This window comes from Pseudonocardia yunnanensis, from assembly GCF_039534065.1.
Taxonomy (GTDB): Bacteria; Actinomycetota; Actinomycetes; order Mycobacteriales; family Pseudonocardiaceae; genus Pseudonocardia; species Pseudonocardia yunnanensis.
Genome location: NZ_BAAAUS010000039.1, coordinates 202,461 through 220,370, shown reverse-complemented (window position 1 = coordinate 220,370; position 17,910 = coordinate 202,461). Strand labels below are relative to the sequence as shown.

Annotated in this window: 21 protein-coding genes; 7 read left to right on the top strand and 14 right to left on the bottom strand. The window is 72.2% G+C overall.

The annotated features are described in order from the left end of the window. Positions 1–57: 57 nt before the first annotated feature. Genes ABD743_RS33220 through ABD743_RS33205 form a run of 4 tightly spaced genes read right to left on the bottom strand, consistent with a single transcriptional unit; the run spans position 58 to position 4,122 of the window. Positions 58–1,317, bottom strand: coding sequence for a deoxyguanosinetriphosphate triphosphohydrolase (locus ABD743_RS33220; protein ID WP_344726880.1), 1,260 nt, complete (start codon positions 1,315–1,317; stop codon positions 58–60). Between the two features lie 4 nt (positions 1,318–1,321). Beyond that, positions 1,322–2,050 carry a YdcF family protein gene (locus ABD743_RS33215; RefSeq protein ID WP_344726879.1) on the bottom strand — a complete coding sequence of 243 codons (729 nt, stop codon included), beginning with the start codon at positions 2,048–2,050 and terminating at the stop codon, positions 1,322–1,324. Beyond that, positions 2,047–3,096 carry an XdhC family protein gene (locus ABD743_RS33210; RefSeq protein ID WP_344726878.1) on the bottom strand — a complete coding sequence of 350 codons (1,050 nt, stop codon included), beginning with the start codon at positions 3,094–3,096 and terminating at the stop codon, positions 2,047–2,049. Before ABD743_RS33210 ends, ABD743_RS33215 begins: the two co-directional genes overlap by 4 nt. Before the next feature lie 54 nt (positions 3,097–3,150). After that, positions 3,151–4,122 (bottom strand): quinone oxidoreductase family protein, encoded by a 972-nt coding sequence (locus ABD743_RS33205; protein WP_344726877.1) that lies wholly within the window; start codon positions 4,120–4,122, stop codon positions 3,151–3,153. Positions 4,123–4,306: 184 nt separating this feature from the next. Between ABD743_RS33205 and ABD743_RS33200 the strand changes: the two genes are divergently transcribed. Then, the gene (locus ABD743_RS33200) at positions 4,307–4,942 is read left to right on the top strand and encodes a TetR/AcrR family transcriptional regulator C-terminal domain-containing protein (protein WP_344726875.1); all 636 of its coding nucleotides are present in this window, start codon (positions 4,307–4,309) and stop codon (positions 4,940–4,942) included. A gap of 1 nt (position 4,943) precedes the next feature. On the opposite strand, the gene ABD743_RS33195 is transcribed toward ABD743_RS33200, so the two are convergent. The 7 genes from ABD743_RS33195 to ABD743_RS33165 all read right to left on the bottom strand — a co-directional run bounded on the left by ABD743_RS33195 (position 4,944) and on the right by ABD743_RS33165 (position 11,923). After that, positions 4,944–5,549, bottom strand: a complete 606-nt coding sequence (locus ABD743_RS33195; protein WP_344726873.1) for a response regulator — start codon at positions 5,547–5,549, stop codon at positions 4,944–4,946. Then, positions 5,546–6,700, bottom strand: coding sequence for a sensor histidine kinase (locus ABD743_RS33190; RefSeq protein WP_344726871.1), 1,155 nt, complete (start codon positions 6,698–6,700; stop codon positions 5,546–5,548). The genes ABD743_RS33195 and ABD743_RS33190 overlap by 4 nt, the downstream gene beginning before the upstream one ends. Positions 6,701–6,734: 34 nt before the next feature. Beyond that, positions 6,735–7,460, bottom strand: a complete 726-nt coding sequence (locus tag ABD743_RS33185; protein ID WP_344726869.1) for an ABC transporter permease — start codon at positions 7,458–7,460, stop codon at positions 6,735–6,737. A gap of 2 nt (positions 7,461–7,462) precedes the next feature. Next, positions 7,463–8,386 carry an ABC transporter ATP-binding protein gene (locus ABD743_RS33180; protein WP_344726867.1) on the bottom strand — a complete coding sequence of 308 codons (924 nt, stop codon included), beginning with the start codon at positions 8,384–8,386 and terminating at the stop codon, positions 7,463–7,465. 595 nt (positions 8,387–8,981) lie between these two features. Then, positions 8,982–10,379 (bottom strand): glycine--tRNA ligase, encoded by a 1,398-nt coding sequence (locus ABD743_RS33175; RefSeq protein ID WP_344726865.1) that lies wholly within the window; start codon positions 10,377–10,379, stop codon positions 8,982–8,984. Between the two features lie 151 nt (positions 10,380–10,530). Beyond that, positions 10,531–11,448: a hypothetical protein gene (locus ABD743_RS33170; protein WP_344726863.1), complete on the bottom strand. Its 918-nt coding sequence runs from the start codon at positions 11,446–11,448 to the stop codon at positions 10,531–10,533. Positions 11,449–11,599: 151 nt separating this feature from the next. After that, the gene (locus ABD743_RS33165) at positions 11,600–11,923 is read right to left on the bottom strand and encodes an antibiotic biosynthesis monooxygenase family protein (protein WP_344726861.1); all 324 of its coding nucleotides are present in this window, start codon (positions 11,921–11,923) and stop codon (positions 11,600–11,602) included. A 97-nt stretch (positions 11,924–12,020) separates the two neighbouring features. Between ABD743_RS33165 and ABD743_RS33160 the strand changes: the two genes are divergently transcribed. The 3 genes from ABD743_RS33160 (at position 12,021) to ABD743_RS33150 (ending at position 13,551) form a co-directional block, all read left to right on the top strand. Further along, the gene (locus tag ABD743_RS33160) at positions 12,021–12,446 is read left to right on the top strand and encodes an ArsR/SmtB family transcription factor (protein ID WP_344726859.1); all 426 of its coding nucleotides are present in this window, start codon (positions 12,021–12,023) and stop codon (positions 12,444–12,446) included. Continuing rightward, the gene (locus tag ABD743_RS33155; protein WP_241037867.1) at positions 12,443–12,865 is read left to right on the top strand and encodes a Fur family transcriptional regulator; all 423 of its coding nucleotides are present in this window, start codon (positions 12,443–12,445) and stop codon (positions 12,863–12,865) included. The genes ABD743_RS33160 and ABD743_RS33155 overlap by 4 nt, the downstream gene beginning before the upstream one ends. Before the next feature lie 74 nt (positions 12,866–12,939). Further along, positions 12,940–13,551 carry a hypothetical protein gene (locus ABD743_RS33150; protein WP_344726857.1) on the top strand — a complete coding sequence of 204 codons (612 nt, stop codon included), beginning with the start codon at positions 12,940–12,942 and terminating at the stop codon, positions 13,549–13,551. 22 nt (positions 13,552–13,573) lie between these two features. Here ABD743_RS33150 and ABD743_RS33145 read toward each other — a convergent pair whose 3' ends face one another. Both ABD743_RS33145 and ABD743_RS33140 read right to left on the bottom strand, forming a co-directional pair. Next, positions 13,574–13,966, bottom strand: a complete 393-nt coding sequence (locus ABD743_RS33145; protein WP_344726900.1) for a hypothetical protein — start codon at positions 13,964–13,966, stop codon at positions 13,574–13,576. A gap of 20 nt (positions 13,967–13,986) precedes the next feature. Further along, the gene (locus tag ABD743_RS33140) at positions 13,987–14,772 is read right to left on the bottom strand and encodes an isoprenyl transferase (protein ID WP_241037864.1); all 786 of its coding nucleotides are present in this window, start codon (positions 14,770–14,772) and stop codon (positions 13,987–13,989) included. A 97-nt stretch (positions 14,773–14,869) separates the two neighbouring features. Here ABD743_RS33140 and ABD743_RS33135 point away from each other — a divergent pair, with 97 nt between their 5' ends. The 3 genes from ABD743_RS33135 to ABD743_RS33125 are packed head-to-tail and all read left to right on the top strand — an operon-like array spanning position 14,870 to position 17,470. Next, positions 14,870–15,634, top strand: coding sequence for a DedA family protein (locus tag ABD743_RS33135; RefSeq protein WP_344726855.1), 765 nt, complete (start codon positions 14,870–14,872; stop codon positions 15,632–15,634). A 10-nt stretch (positions 15,635–15,644) separates the two neighbouring features. Further along, the gene (locus ABD743_RS33130) at positions 15,645–16,823 is read left to right on the top strand and encodes a sensor histidine kinase (protein ID WP_344726853.1); all 1,179 of its coding nucleotides are present in this window, start codon (positions 15,645–15,647) and stop codon (positions 16,821–16,823) included. 2 nt (positions 16,824–16,825) lie between these two features. Further along, positions 16,826–17,470 carry a response regulator gene (locus ABD743_RS33125; protein WP_344726898.1) on the top strand — a complete coding sequence of 215 codons (645 nt, stop codon included), beginning with the start codon at positions 16,826–16,828 and terminating at the stop codon, positions 17,468–17,470. Positions 17,471–17,542: 72 nt separating this feature from the next. Here ABD743_RS33125 and ABD743_RS33120 read toward each other — a convergent pair whose 3' ends face one another. Beyond that, entirely contained in the window at positions 17,543–17,818 is a 276-nt protein-coding gene (locus ABD743_RS33120; protein ID WP_344726851.1) for a hypothetical protein, read from the bottom strand. Positions 17,819–17,910: the final 92 nt, after the last annotated feature.

Below are 17,910 nucleotides of genomic sequence, written 5' to 3'. Positions count from 1 at the left end.
CCTGCCCGGCAACCCACGTTCACATGTGGCGAGGCCCCAGCCCGACCTCCATACCGTCTAACCGCGCCGGACGAGCGCGGTGTGCCGGGCGACGGCCTGCTGATCGGTGAGCACGGCGACCTGGTCGAGCACGACCCGCAGCCGAGCGGCGTCGTCGGGCGCCTCCGCCCAGTGCTCGGCGAAGAGCGGATCCAGCGCGTCCGGTGCCTTCGCCAGCAGCGCCGAGCCGAGTTCGGCGAGCAGTTCCCGTTGACGTGCCTGCATCGCGCGCCGGTCGGGATCACTCATCACGTACCGCAGCGCGACGGCCTTGAGCAGCGCGACCTCTGCCCCGGCATCCGGTGGAACCACCAGGTCGGCGGAGTAACGGCGCAGCGCCTCCGATCCGTACGCCGCACGGGTGCCGTCGCTCGCGGCCAGCGCGAACCGGCCGACCAGCTCACTCGTGAGCCGCTTGAGCGCCGCCTGCTCGGACGACGCAGCCGTCGCCGCCGAGAAACCCCGCACGGCCGCGACCACCGGTAGGGCGAGCAACGCGTCTGCCGCCTCCGCGAGCGCGTCCGCCGAGGCGCCGAAGTGGGTGGCGGCGAGCTCCACCACGGCCGCTCTCTCCACAGGGGACGCGAGGGCGGCGATGTCGATGCGACCGCTCACGATGCCGTCCTCCACGTCGTGCACGGAGTACGCGACATCGTCGGCCCAGTCCATGATCTGGGCCTCGATACACCTCCGGTCGCCGGGCGCGCTCTCCCTGACCCAGGCGAACAGCTCCGCGTCGACGAGGTAGGCGCCGTACTTGCGGTCGCCCGGCCGGTGCACCCACGGGTACTTGCACGACGCGTCGAGCGATGCCCTGGTCAGGTTCAGTCCGCTGTCGCCGATCTTCGGCTCCAGCCGCATGAGGATCCGCAGCGTCTGTGCGTTGCCCTCGAACCCGCCGCACGCCACGCCGAACTCGTCGAGCGCCCGCTCGCCGTTGTGGCCGAACGGCGGATGGCCGATGTCGTGCGCCAGGCCAGCCGTGTCGACGATGTCGGGGTCGCAGCCCAACTCCTCGGCGATTCCGCGCCCGATCTGCGCGACCTCCAGGGAGTGCGTCAGCCGGGTGCGCGGCACACCGGTGATCTCCGCGCCCTCCCCCGGGCCGACGACCTGCGTCTTCCCGGCCAGCCTGCGCAGTGCGGCCGAATGCAGCACCCGGGCCCGGTCGCGGGAGAACGGGCTGCGGCGTTCGGGCCGCCCGCTGCCTTTGGGCGGCTCGGGGTTCAGGCGGGCCGTGTCGTGCTCGCCGTAGCCGCCCCTTCCGAGGTCGGTCACGCCGTCAGCCGAGCCCGCTGGTCTCGGTGTCGACCGAGGAATGGGTGAGCCGGTAGTACAGCAACGCCGCGGTCTCGCGGACGATGTACCGGAACTGGGTCTCGCGGGTCTGCACCACGGGCCCGGTGCGGGTGGGCGACGTCCACGCGAGCAGCCCGCTGTCGCGGGCCATGGTGCGGGCGCGCAGGGAGTGCCACGGGTCGCTGACGATCTCCGCGCTCTGCCAGCCGTCCTGTTTCGCCCTGGCCGCCACGGCCTGCAGGCTGAGCAGCGTGTCCGAGCCCTCTCCCACCGCGATGACGGCCTGGGCCGGCACGCCACGGTCGATCAGGTAGCGCCGGCCGGCCTCGGCCTCGGTGTAGACGTCGCCGGGACGCCCGCCGCCGGTGGTGACGATCCGCGGGGCCAGCCCGTCCTTGTACAGCTCCTCGGCGTGGCGCAGCCGGGCGGCGAAGATGGAGCTGGGGTCACCGTCGTACTGCGCGGCGCCGAGCACCACCACTGCGTCGACCGGACGGCGGTCGTCGACCCGCGCCACCTGCCACACCCGGAACGCGGTGCCACCGACCACGGCAAGGGCGACCAGGAGGCCACCGACCAGCAGCCGGAACAACCAGCGGCCACGCCTGGGACGTTCGAGCACGGGCGCAGGAGCCCGCGTGCCGCGCAAGGGCTCGGTTGGTGCCTCCGAGGGGAGCTTCCGGCCGAACCGGGGGCCCGGCGGCGCCGTCATCCGCCGATCCGACCGTCCGTGGCGGCGAGGGCCGTGCCGGCGCGTCCGGAGCGGGCGGCGATCACCTGGGCGACGATGGACACTGCGGTCTCGGCGGGGGTGCGGGCACCCAGGTCGAGACCGACGGGACCGCGTAGCGCGGCCAGATCGGCGTCGGTGAGCCCGGCTTTCAGCAGCCGCTGCCTGCGTGCCGTCTGCGTGCGGCGGGAGCCGAGCGCGCCGATGAACCCACGCCCGCGGCGCAGCCCGTCGATGAGCACGGCGTCGAACGACGGGGCGTGGTCGAGCAGCACGAGGACGTCGGCGTCGGTGAAGGCGGCCACCGCGGCCTGCACGACGGAGAGCTCGGTTTCGGCGCGGGCGCTCCAGCCGAGGAGCCCGGCCTGCGCGATCAGGGCTTCACCGATCGCTCCCGCCCCGGCCACCAGCACGGAGGGCACCGGCACCCACAGGTCCAGCAGCAGCTCGTCGCCCTCGACCTGGATGCGCTCGGTGACCGTGGCCCCGCGCCGCATCAGCTGCCGGGCGGCGTCCACCGCAGCGGCGTCGAGCTCGGGAGAGCCGAGCCCGCCGTGGACGTCGGTGAGCTCCGGACCGCTGAGCACCAGCGCCCCGCCACCGCCCGTGGTGGAGACCAGCGCTGCGGGCACCTCGCGCTCCAGCGCCTCTCCGAGCGCGGACGCGGGTTCCGCAGGCAGCGGATGGCCGAGCAGCGTGGCGCCACCGGCGCAGGCGAGGCCGACGTCGAGCGCAACGGCCTCGGAGACATGGGCCTCCTGGGTACGCGGCCCACCCACGGCGGCGGCGGCCAGCGGGCCGACCGCATCGTCCAGAGCGCCGCGGTACAGGGCGCCGGCCACGGAGCCCGCGGCGGTGCCCGCCACGAGCTGGCCGCTCTCGACCGTGCCGAAGCCGTGGCGGTCCAGCACGCGGACGACCCCCACACCGGTGGTGGCCCATTCGCGCAGTGCGGCACCAAGGTCCCGTAGTGGCGAAGATCCCGGTGGCGTCGTTCCCGTCCCGGATGTGGTAGTCACGTCGCTCACGATCGCCAGAGTAGCGATCGATCGGCTCGTGCCGGTTGTGGCAGGCGGCAGCAGTCAGCAGTGCCCGGCATGCGGCCGGACGAGCACCTTGCCGACGTTCACCCGGCCCTCGACGATGCGGTGGGCGTCTGGCGACCGCTCCAGGGGAAGCACCCGGTGAACGAGCGGGCGGAGCCGGCCCTGGAGATGCAGGTCCCACAACTCCCGACGGTGCTCGGCGTAGACCTCGGGCCGACCGCCGGCGAAGTGGGCCATCGCGAACCCGATGATCGTCCTGGAGTGCATGCGCAGCTCGTTGACGTCGACGGTGGCGCCTGCGCCGCTGAAGGCGACGAGCCTGCCCAATGGGGCGAGGGCCTCGAGGCACGCCCTCTGGACCTCGCCACCGACGCCGTCGAGGACGACGTCGACCGGCTCCACCCCGCCTGCGGACAGCTCGTCATAGGTGATCACCTGGTCGGCGCCGACCGCCCGCAGCGCGTCGGTCTTCGCGGCACCGGCCGCAGGCCCGATCGCCGCGACCACACGGGCGGCTCCGATGGTCCGGGCCAGCTGCACCGACAGATGGCCGACGCCGCCTGCGGCCGCGGTGACCAGGACGCTCTCCCCGCCCTGCAGCCCGGCCGCACGCAACACGCCGAGCGCCACCTGGCCACCGCGCACCATCTGCACGGCTGCCTCGTCGTCGACCCCGCCGGGAACCGGCGCCGCGAGGGCAGCGGATACCGGTACGTACTCGGCGTAGGCACCAGTGGGGGCGAGTGCAGCCACCCGCCGACCCGGCTCCCACCCGGTCACGCCGGCGCCAACGGCCGCCACCCTCCCGACGACGTCACCGCCGGGCGCGTGCGGCAGCGGGACGCCGGCGCCGTCGGGGCCACCGCGGGTGAGCCGTACGACCGGGAGGTTGACGCCGACCGCCGCGACCTCGACCAGGAGCTCTCCCTCCGCAGGCCGTGGAACCGGCGTCTCCTCGACGGTGAGCACCTCCGGACCGCCGTAGGTGTGGAACCGGACCATACGCATGTGGCCTCCTCGTGATCGTCGGAACCGAACGGAACGGGCCGCGCCCGGGGAGGGCGCGGCCCGCAGATCTCACGGCGTGTTGCGGATGAGCACCCGTACTCCTTCTTCAACGGCGTTGAACTTCAACGCCGTTGAAGAATGCGTCATACTCACCGCTCCGCCAATCAGATTTCGGGAGGCCCCAGTGCGGCTCACCCGCGACCACGTGGTCGCCGTCGCCCTTGACCTCCTGGACGAGGTCGGCCTGGAGCACCTGACCATGCGCAAGCTCGCCGACGCACTGGACGTCCGGAACGGGGCTACCTACTGGCACTTCCGCAGCAAGCAGGCTCTGCTGGAGGCGATGGCCGACGCGCTGCTCGCGGGGCTCCCCGCAGGTCTCCCCGCAGGCCAGCCGTGGGACGAGCTCGCCGCCCACGTGGCGCGCCGGCTACGACAGGCGCTGCTGTCCCGCCGCGACGGCGCCCGCCTGTTCTCGGGCAGCTTCTTCCCCCTGCCCAACGCCCTTGCCTACGGCGAGACCATGGTGGGGCTGCTGGTGGGAGCGGGGCTCGACCACCGTGCAGCAACCTGGGCCACCGACACTCTCACGTACTACGTCGTCGCCCATGTCACCGAGGAGCAGCTCACCGCCGCCCTCCCCGACGGCGGGCAGGCCGCCCGCGTCCGGCTCGACGCGGCGCTCGATCCCGACCGGCATCCGCACCTGCTCGCCGCACGGGACGACCTCGCCGCCCCACACCCCACCGCGCACTTCGACCACGGGCTGGCGCTCGTCATCGCCGGGATCCGCAGCAGCCGGGACCGATCCACGAGCTGATCTACAACCAGCCGCGTTCGTCCGCCAGCCGCACAGCCTCCGCGCGGGTGCGGGCGGACGTCTTGCCGATCGCCGCGGAGAGATGGTTGCGCACCGTGCCCTCCGACAGGTGCAACCGCGCCGCCACGTCCGCCACCGTGGCACCGTCGGCCGCGGCGAGCAGAACGTCGCGCTCACGGTCGGTCAGGGGGCTCGTGCCGGTGGAGAGCGATTCCGCCGCGAGCACGGGATCCACCACCCGGAGCCCGGCGTGCACCCGGCGCACGGCGTCGACGAGCTGCTCGGGTGGGGCGTCCTTCACCACGAACCCCGCCGCACCGGCACGCATGGCACGGGCCAGGTAGCCGGGCCTGCCGAACGTCGTGAGCACGACGACACGGCACGTCGGAAGCGCGGCGCGCAACGCACCGGCGGCGTCGAGGCCGTCGCCACCAGGCATCTGGACGTCGAGCAGCGCGACGTCCGGCAGGGTTCGTAGCGCGGCGGGCACCACCTCGGCGCCTGATCCGACCTGGGCCACCACCTCGATGTCGGGCTCCAGGCCGAGCATCGCCGCCAGCGCGCCCCGGATCAGCGCCTGATCGTCGGCGAGCAGCACGGTGATCATCCGGCAGGCTCCGGCCGCCGCACGGGGGCGGTGCGCGGTAGGACCTCGGCGCGCAGGCTGTAGCCGCCGGTGGGCGTCGGACCGGCGTCGACCCAGCCCCCGATCGCCGCGAGCCGCTCGGTGAGGCCGCTGAGCCCGTGACCTGCCGGCGTTCCGTCCGGGCTGCCGACACCGTCGTCGACGACCTCCACCGAGGTCGGGGTGAGGCGCACCGTGCAGCTTCCCGCCCCGCTGTGCCGGATCGTGTTGGTGACGCCCTCCCGCACGACGTGCGCGAACGCCTGCTGCCGATCCGGCGGCACGTTGTCCACGGCGGCCGGCAGGTCCGCCTCGATGCCCGCCGCGCGCAGGGCCTCCCGAGCGCCCGCGAGCTCGCGCCCCAGTGAGGCCACATGGTTCGCCGCGACGGTCGAGCGCACCTCGGCCAGCGCCTGCCTGCCGAGCTGCTCGACGTCGGTCACCTCCTCGGCCGCTCGCCCCACATCGCCGCGCTCGAGCAGGCGCCGTGCCAGTCCGGCCTTGACCGTGATGGTCGTGAGGCTGTGCCCGAGCACGTCGTGCAGGTCGCGTGCCATCCGCTCGCGCTCGGCGGCGACCGCCAGCCGGGCCAGCTCCTCGCGGGCTTCTCGCAGCTGGGAGTTGGCCCTGACCAGCCAGAACTGCCCGCGCATCGCGATGCTGATCGCTGCCATCCCGAAGACGTCCGTTCCCGTCAGGCCGTCGCCGACGAACCAGTCGAACCCCGTCGCCCCGCAGAAGGCGACGACGGCCGCCGCGGTGGTCCACGGGGCGGGGACCAGCGCGATGACGGCGACAAGCAGGTAGCTGACCGTGTAGACCGCGCCGTCCTGCGCGCCGAAGCCTGCGGCCGTCACCAGCCACAGCACACACATCCCCACGAGGAGCGCAGCCGAGAACAGCGGCTGCTTGCGCTGCATCGCCTCGTACAGACCGAAGACGAAGCATGCGATGTAGGCCAGCACCGCGAGCACCAGCAGCACCCGGACGACGATCGGGTGGCCGGACGTCGCTCCGATGTAGAGCCACGGGGTGAGCAGCAGCGACCACCCGCCCGCCATCACGTACCACCGCCGGGGATGGAGCCGGGTGGGATCGCGGACCTCGCCCGCGTCCCCAGGTGGCGAGGACATGCCGATCACCGTAACTCCGCCCATGCCCCGCAGATCAGACCCGGAGCGCATCGCGCCGATACCGCACCGCGACCCCGGCTCCCACCACGAGCAGCCACGCCAGCAGGATGGCCACGCCCTCGACCGGCACGCCGTCACCGGTCGCCTGCCCGCGTGCGATGGTCGCGAGCCAGTAGCTGGGCAGCAGGTGGGCCACGGAGACCATCACCGGCGGCAGCACCCCCGCCGGGATCAGCACCCCACCCAGCAGGCTGAACACCAGCATCGTCACCGTCGACATGCCCTGCGCCGAGTCGGGCGACGCGACGAGTCCGAGCAACAGCCCGATCGCGGCGAACGGCAGCACCCCGAGCCACGCGGCGAGGAAGACCCGCGCCCAGGTGACCGCATCGAGGTCCACGCCCTTCAGCACGCCCGCCACCGCGAACACGAGCACGAGGGCGGGGAGCGCCACCAGCATCGAGACTGCCGCCTTGGTGGCGACGTACCCCCACGCGGGGAGCGGGGTCAGCCGAAGCTGGCGGTTCCAGCCGATGCTGCGCTCCACCGCCACCCGGCCGCCGGTGCTGATCGACGCCGAGATCGCCCCGAACGCGGCCATGTTGACCATCAGCAACACCGTGGCGGCCGCGGCGTCCGGCCCGGTCGCGAAGATCCCGGTGAAGACGACGAAGTAGACGACGGGAAAGCCGACCGTGAAGATCAGGAACCGCGGCGACCGGTAGATCCGGCGGATCTCGGCGAGCAGCAACGCGCCCATGGTCACTCACCCTCCGATGCGGTCAGCGCGACGAAGGCGTCCTCGAGGCCGTGTGCCGAGACCTCGATGTCGCGAGCCTGCGGATATCCGACGACCAGTGCCCGCAGCGCGGCGTCGGAGTCGGAGCACTCGAGCCGCACACGCGGCCCGTCGACGTGCACCTGCGTCACCCCGGGGAGCCGGCTCAGCACGGACGGGTCCGCGCCCGGCGCGGTCGCCGCCACCACCCGGCCCGAGGCGAGCGCGCGCACCTGCGCGACGCTCCCATCAGCCACCACCCGGCCCGCCCGCAGCATCACGACCCGGTCCGCGTACTCCTCGGCCTCCGCCAGGTAGTGCGTGGCGAACAGCACCGTGCGGCCGGTGCGCGTGTAGCCGCGCATCGCCGTCCAGAACTCGCGCCTGGCCTGCACGTCCATCGCGACGGTCGGCTCGTCCAGCACGAGCAGGTCCGGGTCGCAGACGAGCGCGGCGGCGAACCGCACACGCTGCTTCTGCCCGCCCGAGAGCCGCCCGTAGCGCCGACCGGCCACGTCGGCGACGCCTGCCCGGAGCAGCGCCTCCGGAACGGGCAACGGCTTCGGGAACAGCGCGCCCGTCAGCCGGACGACCTCTGCAACCGTGATGTCGTCCGGGATGCCGCCCGACTGCAGCATCGCCCCGACCAGCCCGTCCACCACGGCCTGCCGTGGCGTCCGCCCGAACAGCCGGACATCTCCGGAGTCGGGACGGGAGAGCCCGAGCATGATGTCGATGGTCGTCGACTTGCCGGCACCGTTGGGCCCGAGCAGGGCGACCACCTCGCCGGGGGCGATCACGAGGTCGACGCCGTCGACCGCGCGCACCCCGCCGTAGCTGCGATGCAGGCCCCGGACCGACACGGCCGCACCGGTGGCGACGGCGGGAGAAAAAGTGGATCTCGTCATGCGAACGACACTCCCGCCGCACCCCCATCCACCCCCGGATCGCCCGTCACGACCTCCCCGTGACGAATGTCAGGCCCACCCGGCGCTCCCGCCCAAGGCAACGAGCGGCACTCTCATCCCATAGATCTGAATGAACGCGCCGCTCGTCCGAGAATCAGCCGCGCCAGGTTCCCCACGCTCCTGACCTGTAGCCAAGCCCCAGCCCCGGCCAACGAGCGGCACTCTCGTCCGCTAGATCAAGACCAGCGCGCCACTCGTCCATGAGTCAGGGGCCCGGGCTCCCACGCCTTCACGACCCCAGCACCCAGCCCACCGCAACGAGCGGCACGCTCATCCCATAGACCTGGACGAACGCGCCGCTCGTCCGAGAATCAGCGCGCCGGCTCCGCCACGCCCCTGATCCGCAGCCGGGGCCCCAACCCCGCGCCGGGCAACGAGCGGCCCTCTCATCCATTAGGTCAGGACGGGCGCGCCGCTCGTCCGCAGCGTCGGGGCCCGCTCCCACGCTTCTCCGGCAGCGGAACCCCGGGCCCACAACGAACGGCGCGCCCGTCCGAAAGATCCGGACGGGCGCGCCGTTCGTGCAGGGGTCGGGTCAGCAGCCCAGCAAGCGGGCGGCCAGGTAGCTCTCGACCTGGTCCAGGGCCACCCGCTCCTGCGCCATCGAGTCGCGCTCGCGGATGGTCACGGCCTGGTCGGTGAGGGTGTCGAAGTCGACCGTGATGCAGAACGGTGTGCCGATCTCGTCCTGGCGGCGGTAGCGGCGACCGATCGCGCCGGCGTCGTCGAACTCGACGTTCCAGTGCTTGCGCAGCGCCGCGGCCAGGTCACGGGCCTTGGGCGACAGCTCGGCGTTGCGCGAGAGCGGCAGCACCGCGGCCTTGACGGGCGCGAGCCGCCGATCCAGCCGCAGCACCACCCGCTTGTCGACGCCACCCTTGGCGTTGGGGGCCTCGTCCTCGGTGTAGGCCTCGACGAGGAACGCCATCATCGAACGCCCGACGCCGGCCGCCGGCTCGATCACGTACGGCCGGTACCGCGTGCCCGACGCCTGGTCGTAGAACGACAGGTCGACGCCGGAGTGGTTGGAGTGCGTGGTGAGGTCGAAGTCGGTGCGGTTGGCGATGCCCTCGAGCTCGCCCCACTCCGAGCCGGTGAAGCCGAACCGGTACTCGATGTCGACGGTGCGCTTCGAGTAGTGGGAGAGCTTCTCCTTGGGGTGCTCGTACTGGCGCAGGTTCTCGGGCGAGATGCCGAGATCGACGTACCAGTTGGTGCGCTCGTCGATCCAGTACTGGTGCAGCTTCTCGTCGGTGCCCGGCTCGACGAAGTACTCCATCTCCATCTGCTCGAACTCGCGCGTGCGGAAGATGAAGTTGCCGGGTGTGATCTCGTTGCGGAAGCTCTTGCCCATCTGGCCGATGCCGAACGGCGGCTTCTTCCGCGACGTCGTCTGCACGTTGAGGAAGTTGACGAAGATGCCCTGCGCCGTTTCGGGGCGCAGGTAGTGGAGACCTTCCTCGGACTCCACCGGACCGAGGTAGGTCTTGAGCATCATGTTGAAGTCGCGCGGCTCGGTGTACTGGCCGCGCGTGCCGCAGTTGGGGCAGGGCACGTCGGACAGGTCGTCCTCGGAGACCTCCTTGCCCGTGCGCTCGGCGTACTCCTCGGCGAGCTGGTCGGCGCGGAACCGGCGGTGGCAGGACAGGCACTCCACCAGCGGATCGGTGAAGACCCCGACGTGGCCGGAGGCCACCCAGACCTCGCGCGGGAGGATCACGGAGCTGTCGAGGCCCACGACGTCGTCGCGGCCGGTGACCATGCTCTTCCACCACTGCCGCTTGATGTTCTCCTTGAGCTCGACGCCCAGGGGCCCGTAGTCCCAGGCCGACCGCGTACCGCCGTAGATCTCACCCGACGCGAAGACGAATCCGCGCCGTTTCGCGAGCGCGACGATGGTGTCGATCTTGGCGGAGCTCGGCTTGCTGGCCACGGGGCTGTACTCCTGGGCGGGGCGACGGAGGAACGAACCTCCAGGGTAGCGACCGAGCCCGAGCGGGTTTCCGGGCCGTCTTCGCAAAGGGCTGATCGTCTTCGCAGAGGCCTCGGCTGCTGCGCGGAAGGCAGAGACTCTGCGAGGACGCTCACCGGCGGACGAACGCGCGCCGGATGCGGTCCGACACCGGTCCGAACGCCTGCAGCTCGGGCCATGTCCAGCGGGCCATCCCCAGACCTTCGGCCCGCATCGCGTCCTCGCGCACCTTCTCCTCGAACACCGCGTCGCCGGGCTCCTGGCCCGGTCGCAGCAACCGGCCGTACTTGACCCGCCCGTCGAACTCGCCGACGGTCGTGAACTCCTCCCAGTAGAAGTCCGTGCGCCCCAACCGGCGGCCGCCCGCGCTCCGTACCTCGTGCTGCAGCGTGGGCGACGGCAGTCCGGCGCGGTGGATGGCCAGCCGGCTGCGGGTCTCCCCCACGCTCTCGGCCCGGCCGTCGGCGAACGCCACGACCCTGCGCGCCGCCGTGTTGCCCCGCCGGTGCGCGCCCCGCTCGGTGCCCTCGAGCAGCGCAGAAGGCGTCACAAGACCGCGGTGCAGGGCCCCGTCGGCCACTATCAGCGCGGATTCGAACGGCAGGGATCGGGCGACGTCGGTGACCGTGCGGGCCACCGACGTGACGAGGAGGCCATCGACCATCACGACCTCGTCGGGTTCGAGGGCGGCTGCATGGAGGTGGACCAGCGAGTTTCGACGTGCACCCGAGCGCCGGTCACGGGTGGCATGCACCCGGCCGAGAGGTGTCGGTTGGGTGCGAGGAAACCACAACGGCAGCCCGTGGAGGACCGCGGCGGAGATGTGGCTGACAACGGCCGCCGCCCCGAGCTGCGACGCCGTTGCGTGCACTGCAGGCCGATGCCGGGCGACCGCGTCGGTGGCGGCGTCGCCGTAGACGTACGCCCCGGGCCGCACGGTGGCCAGAGCGCCCGTCCGCCGCAGTCTTCGCAGCTCTCGGTCGGTGACGCCGTCGGCCAGCAGCCGGGATCGGAGGTTCAACCCGGGCACGAGCGCATCCACTAGCAGAGAATGAGCGACCCACAGCCCGCGCGGAGGCAAACGACCAACTCCGGTCGTCCTCGCAGACCCTCCACGCTCCTCGCAGGCCCCCGGGCATCTGCGACGAGCCCACTGCGTCTGCGAGGACTCTGACCGAGGGCTACGACAGGAGGCTCTCGTGCTCCTGCGTCTCGCCCCGGTGCGCTGTCAGCAGCGTCTCGAAGGTCGACGGGGTGTCCGTCAGTGCCTCCGCGAGCAGGGGAATCACGTGTTCCCGCACCTCGAACGGGGAGAGTGCTCGGCGGTAGGCGTCCACCGAGACGAACCGGACTACGAGCACCCAGTGGTGAGGCTCGTCGACCGAACGGCCCAGCTCCCCGCCGAGGCATCCGTCCGCCGATGTGAGCAGCTCCAACGCCCGGCGGGCACGCGCGAGGAACGCCGGTGCGGGAGAATCGGCGACGAATCGGCAGACGAGCAGCACGAACGGAGCATGCCACCACACGCCTACGATGGGGGTGCGGCCGCCGGAGAGCTGGACCACCGGGGGGCGTGGCCGCCGCTTCCGGGGATGGGGACCAATGTCGATCGTCGCTGGTGCCGGGCGGGCAAACGCGTCCACGGGGGAGGCCGCGTACGCCCAGGTCGACGACCAGACGGCAGCGAACACCACCACTCATACCACCGCACACCGCACCGCGGCCCCCGCGCCTGTCCGCACCCCCCGAACGCTCGCGGAGGCAGGTGATCTGCTGCGGGCGCTCGCCGCACCGGTGCGGATCGCGATCGTGCTCCAGCTGTTGGAGTCCAACCGGTGCGTGCACGATCTCGTGGACGCGCTCGGGGTCACGCAGCCGCTGATCAGCCAGCACCTGCGGGTTCTCAAGTCGGCGGGAGTGGTCCAGGGCGATCGGCAGGGCCGCGAGGTGGTCTACTCGCTGGTCGACGACCACCTCGCCCACATCGTCGTGGACGCGGTGGCTCACGTGGAGGAGGGGGTCCGATGAGTACGACGGGGCAGGCGCCCACAACACGGGCGCTACGGGCGACGCGGCAGCGAGCCGCTGTGTCCGCGCTGCTCGACCGGCTCGACGACTTCCGCTCGGCCCAGGAGATCCACGAGGAGCTCCGTAGGCTCGGCGAGGGCATCGGACTCACTACCGTCTACCGCACGCTCCAGACGCTCGCCGACGGTGGCGAGGTCGACGTCCTGCGCACCGGCACGGGCGAGGCCGTGTATCGCCGCTGCGACACCGCTGATCACCACCACCACCTGGTGTGCCGCCGCTGCGGCCACACGGTGGAGATCGAGGGCCCCGACGTGGAGAGCTGGGCGCAGCGGGTGGCCGAGACCCACGGGTTCGTCGAGCTCAGCCACACGGCGGAGATCTTCGGCCTCTGCAAGGACTGCGGCGCCGCCCGCTGACGTCCGTCTCAGAACGACACATCCGCCGCGCCCCGCGGCCGCTAGCGTCCGCAGCGGAACGCGAGGAGGCGCTCATGGCGGACGACGTGGCGGGGAACAACGGGGCGGCCACGGCCACCGCACCGAGCACTGTGCGCAAGCTGGAGGGTTCCGAGCCGGCGGAGCTGGCCGGCCTCGCGGCGGTGTTCGAGGATCTCCAGTACGTGCTGCGCTGCTGCGAGCACCTGGTCAATGCCTTGGCGCCCCCGCAGCCGGACCCCGCCCTCGTCGAGGCACTGTGGACGGGCGCGCTGATCGGCTACGTCCGCTGCTTCTCCGGTCGGGCGGGTGTCCTCACCGACGGCGATCTCGGCCGGCTCGAGCTCGACGGCGATGTCCGCGAGTTCCACGGCATGATCAAGAAGCTGCGGGACCACTACGCCTCACGCCACGTCAACCCGCGCGAGTCGTTCACGATCGGCGCCGCACAGGGCGACGACGGGAGGCCCACCGGTGTTGCGGTGGTCTCGGCGCCGCGCCCCCTCGTGGACGACACGACAGTGCGTCTGCTCGGCCGCGTGGCCTACGCCTTGAGTGCGCTGGTGGACAGCAGGATGCAGGAGACACAGAGCCGGGTGCTGGCAGCAGCCGGAAAGCTGTCGCCGGACAAGCTCGAGAAGCTCCCGCTCGTGCACCTCTCCACCTGAGGCCCACTGCTTCAGCGCAGTGCTACGAGTCCACGGTGCTGTCGGTGAGCTCCGCTCGCATGCTCGATGCGCTGCTCACCACCAGCATCAGCAGCGTGCCCATCGCCTTCTCGTCGAGTCCGCTCGCCGGGAAGGCGTAGCGCAAGGTCACATCCCAGCCGCTCTGGCCGCGGATCACGCGCGGGGTGCCGAAGAGCCCCTCGCCGGCGCCGAGCGCCACCCGCGTGGGCACGTCCGACTCCACCGGCAGGTCCCAGGCCACCACGCACGTGAGGTTGAGGACCGGAAGGCCCTCCTCCAGCTCCAGCCCCTGCAGCGCACAGACCACGCCCCCGTGGGCGAAGGTGAGCGCGCCGTCGTCGTCGGTGGTGACGTCGTGGAAGCGCTCCAGCGCCTGCCGCGCGATGCCGAGCATCTCGGGGATCGAACGACCGCTCACGACGCCGCCCCCGGCTTGTCGAGCGCCCCGCCGAAGCGGCGGTCACGGCGCGCGTAGATCTCGATCGCCTCCCAGAGATGGCGGCGGTCGAAGTCGGGGAAGAGGGTGTCGAGGAAGACCATCTCCGCGTAGGCCGACTGCCAGAGCAGGAAGTTCGACGTGCGCTGCTCGCCCGAGGAGCGCACGAACAGGTCGACGTCCGGCATGTCCGGCTCGTCGAGGTAACGGGCGATCGTGCGCTCGTCGATCTTGTCCGGCCGGATCCGGCCGTCGACGGCGAGCTGCGCGACCTTCCGCACGGCGTCGGCGATCTCGGCGCGCCCGCCGTAGTTGACGCACATGGTGAGGGTCAGGACGTCGTTGTGCCTCGTCTTCTCCTCGGCGATCTCCAGCTCCTTGATCACCGAACGCCACAGCCGGGGCCGCCGTCCCGCCCACCGGACCCGGACGCCCATCGCGTCCATCTCGTCGACGCGGCGCCGGATGACGTCGCGGTTGAAGCCCATGAGGAATCGCACCTCGTCGGGGCTGCGCTTCCAGTTCTCGGTGGAGAAGGCGTAGGCGGAGAGCCAGCGGACGCCGATGTCGATCGCTCCACGGGCGACGTCCATGAGCGAGGCCTCGCCGCGCCGATGCCCTTCGATGCGGGGCAGCCCCCGGGCGTTGGCCCAGCGGCCGTTGCCGTCCATGACGAGTGCGACGTGGTTCGGAACCAGCTCACGGGGGATGGCGGGGGGCCGTGCGCCCGACGGATGCGGCGGCGGGGGCTGGAAACGTGCCATGGCTGGCCACCCTACGGAGGGGGGTGAGGGCGACCGCAGGGTGCATCCGGCGAGCGCCCCAGTACCGGGCGGATCGGACTTTCCTACCATCATCGGCATGGTCTCCCCTCCTGAGCTCGATGGCGTGGTGGGCTGGGTCGTCGCCCTGATGGACGCCCTCGGCGCTCCCGGCGTCGGACTCGCCATCGCGCTAGAGAACGTGTTCCCCCCGCTCCCCAGCGAGGTCTTCCTCCCGCTCGCGGGCTTCGCCGCGGCCCGTGGCGAGATGAGCGTCGTCGCCGCGATCGTGTGGACCACGCTCGGATCGCTGGTCGGGGCGCTGGCGCTGTACGGGATCGGCGCCGCGCTCGGCCGTGATCGGCTGCGCGCGGTCGTCGATCGCATGCCGCTCGTGAACCTGCGTGACGTCGACAAGGCGGAGGAGTGGTTCGCCCGGCACGGCAACAAGGCCGTGTTCCTCGGCCGGATGGTGCCGCTGGTGCGCAGCCTCATCTCGGTGCCCGCGGGCGTCGAGCGGATGAACCCGCTCCTGTTCGCCGGCCTCACAACGGCAGGCAGCCTGATCTGGAACACCGCGTTCGTGATGGCCGGCTACACCCTCGGGGAGAACTGGCACATCGTCGAGCAGTACGCGGGGATCGCCTCGAAGGTTGTGCTCGTGGCGATCGTGGTGGCTGTGGTCGTGTTCGTCGCGAAGCGCCTGTCGCGGCGCAAGCAGGACGTGGACGAGGTTCCCCTCTCCGAGAGCCCCACCGAGCGGATCCCGGTGGTGATCAGCGATGCCGTCGCCGTCACCGAGCGGATCCCCGCGGTTCGTCCCGGACCGGTCGGGCCGCCGATGCGGCGCGGCCCCCACCAGTAGCCTCCCGATCATGGCGACGATCGGGCGGGCCGCCCGGATGGGCGCCGGGCTCGCCCTCGGTGCGGTGACGGCCGCCGCCCACGTACTTCTCCTGCTGCCGGCCGCGACCGCCCTGCTCGTCCCCGCCGCCCGGCCGTCCGTGGCCGCAGCGGCCAGCCGGCTGGCCGGCATCGAGCGCACCCGCGTGACGACGTTGCTGGGTGGTGTCGACACCGCGGCCGCCGCACCGTCGGCCCCACGGGCCCTGCGCTACCTGGGCGCCCGGTTGCCCGTGGCCGTCCTGGGCGGGATCGTGATCGCCCTGCTCCTCGTGGGCACGGGGTTCGCGATCACGCTCCTGTGGTCCTGGATCAGCGGCACACCGTGGGTCCTGGACGGCCCACCTGCCACCGTGGTCACCGGCGAGATCGTCCTCTACTACGCCGCGTCCGGGGTGGTGCTGCTCTACCTCGGCATAGCCGGGGCAGCGGTTGCCGTCCGGTGGGAGCGGGCGCTGCTCGCCCGGCTGCTCGCCCCGTCACTGGAGGAGCAGCTCACCCAGCGCGTCGTCGAGCTGGCAAGCACGCGCGATGCAGTCGTCGCCGCCGTCGACGATGAGCGCAGGCGCATCGAGCGCGACCTCCACGACGGTGTGCAGCAGCGGCTCGTCGCCCTCGGCATGCTGCTCGGCAGGGCGCGCCGCCACCCCGACCGCGCCGCCGAACTCGTCGCCCAGGCGCACGAGGAGGCGCAGCGGGCCCTCGTCGAACTGCGGGACGTCTCGTGGCGGGTCTACCCGGCGGCGCTGGACACCGAGGGCCTTGCCGCCGCCCTCGAGTCCGTGGCCGAGCGGGCGCCGCTCCCGGTGCGGATCGCCTGCACGCTCGCGACCGAGCCTCCCGCCGCCGTACGGGCCGCCGCATGGTTCGTCGCCTGCGAGGCCGTCACCAACGCGGCGAAGCACTCCGGAGCAACGGCCGTGACGATCGAGGTGGGGACGATGGCCTCCGCGCTACACGTCAGCATCCGCGACGACGGGTGCGGCGGCGCCGACCCTGCGGGCATCGGCCTGGCCGGCCTGGCGCGCCGGGTGGCCGCCGTCGACGGCGAGCTGACGGTGGAGAGCCCGTCCGGCGCCGGCACGCTGATCGCGGCGCACCTGCCCGTCGCCGAGCCCCTGCAGGCGCTGCTCCCCGGCAGGACCGCATGAGCCTGCGCGTCACCATCGCCGAGGACTCGGCCCTCCTGCGTGAGGGGCTCGTCCGGCTGCTCGCCGACGAAGGGCACCAGGTCGTGGCCGCGGTCGGCGACGCCCGTGCGCTGCTCGGCGCCGTCGAGAAGGACCCTCCCGACGTCGTGGTCGCCGACGTCCGGATGCCGCCGACGCACAGCGACGAGGGGATCGTCGCGGCGCTGGAGATCCGCCGCCGCTGGCCGGACGTCGGGGTGCTGGTGCTCTCCCAGTACGTGGAGAGGCGGCACGCCGCGCAGCTCGTCGGCGACGAGGGGGCGAAGGTCGGCTACCTGCTCAAGGACCGGGTGGCCCAGGTCGGCGAGTTCCTCGACGCGCTCGAACGGGTCGGCGCGGGCGGAGCGGCGTTCGACCCGGAGGTCGTGCGCCAACTACTCGCCCGCGGCACCCGTGCCGACCCTCTCGCCCGCCTCACCCCCCGCGAGCGTGACGTCCTCGACGCCATGGCCGAGGGGCTGACGAACGCCGGCACGGCGGAGCGGCTGCGCATGTCCGTGAGCGCTGTGGAGAAGCACGTCGCGTCGATCTTCGGGAAGCTCGGGATCGCCGAGGCGGCCGGGTACAGCAGGCGGGTGCTGGCGATCTTGCGCTACCTGGGCTCCTGAGATCTGGCGGGTCCGCCGCGGCACGGCGGCCAGGGGACGCGGCGGGCCGGAGGCCGGCGCGCCGCGTCCGTTTCACACGTCCGCGAGCGCAACACCGGCACCGCCGTCGGACACGCCGACGACGGCGACGGCGACGGCGACGAAACAGGCGATCAGCAGGCAGATGATCGCAAGCGCGCGGACGCTGGCGAACATCGTGCCGAGCAGGTCGGCGATCATCTCCCAGATTGCGGAGATGCTGGTCAGAAGGGCCTTCGCGGCGACCAGAAGGAGCAGGACGATCAGGAGCAGGAACACCGAACCAGTGCCGGGAACACCGGCGGCGGAAGCCAGGAGGGTTTCGGTCACGACGGGTGGTCTCCCCTCACGGAGATGGTGGAGTCGTGGGTACGGAGTGGCGAGATCAGTTCGCCTTCGCTGACGTTCGGAGCAACTTCACT

Coding starts and splice junctions, on each gene's coding strand:
- ABD743_RS33140 (WP_241037864.1), bottom strand. CDS start 14,772: ATGGCACGTTTCCAGCCCCCGCCGCCGCATCCGTCGGGCGCACGGCCC.
- ABD743_RS33190 (WP_344726871.1), bottom strand. CDS start 6,700: ATGTCCTCGCCACCTGGGGACGCGGGCGAGGTCCGCGATCCCACCCGG.
- ABD743_RS33160 (WP_344726859.1), top strand. CDS start 12,021: ATGTCGATCGTCGCTGGTGCCGGGCGGGCAAACGCGTCCACGGGGGAG.
- ABD743_RS33195 (WP_344726873.1), bottom strand. CDS start 5,549: ATGATCACCGTGCTGCTCGCCGACGATCAGGCGCTGATCCGGGGCGCG.
- ABD743_RS33130 (WP_344726853.1), top strand. CDS start 15,645: ATGGCGACGATCGGGCGGGCCGCCCGGATGGGCGCCGGGCTCGCCCTC.
- ABD743_RS33215 (WP_344726879.1), bottom strand. CDS start 2,050: ATGACGGCGCCGCCGGGCCCCCGGTTCGGCCGGAAGCTCCCCTCGGAG.
- ABD743_RS33180 (WP_344726867.1), bottom strand. CDS start 8,386: ATGACGAGATCCACTTTTTCTCCCGCCGTCGCCACCGGTGCGGCCGTG.
- ABD743_RS33155 (WP_241037867.1), top strand. CDS start 12,443: ATGAGTACGACGGGGCAGGCGCCCACAACACGGGCGCTACGGGCGACG.
- ABD743_RS33205 (WP_344726877.1), bottom strand. CDS start 4,122: ATGCGTATGGTCCGGTTCCACACCTACGGCGGTCCGGAGGTGCTCACC.
- ABD743_RS33145 (WP_344726900.1), bottom strand. CDS start 13,966: ATGCTCGGCATCGCGCGGCAGGCGCTGGAGCGCTTCCACGACGTCACC.
- ABD743_RS33185 (WP_344726869.1), bottom strand. CDS start 7,460: ATGGGCGCGTTGCTGCTCGCCGAGATCCGCCGGATCTACCGGTCGCCG.
- ABD743_RS33150 (WP_344726857.1), top strand. CDS start 12,940: ATGGCGGACGACGTGGCGGGGAACAACGGGGCGGCCACGGCCACCGCA.
- ABD743_RS33135 (WP_344726855.1), top strand. CDS start 14,870: ATGGTCTCCCCTCCTGAGCTCGATGGCGTGGTGGGCTGGGTCGTCGCC.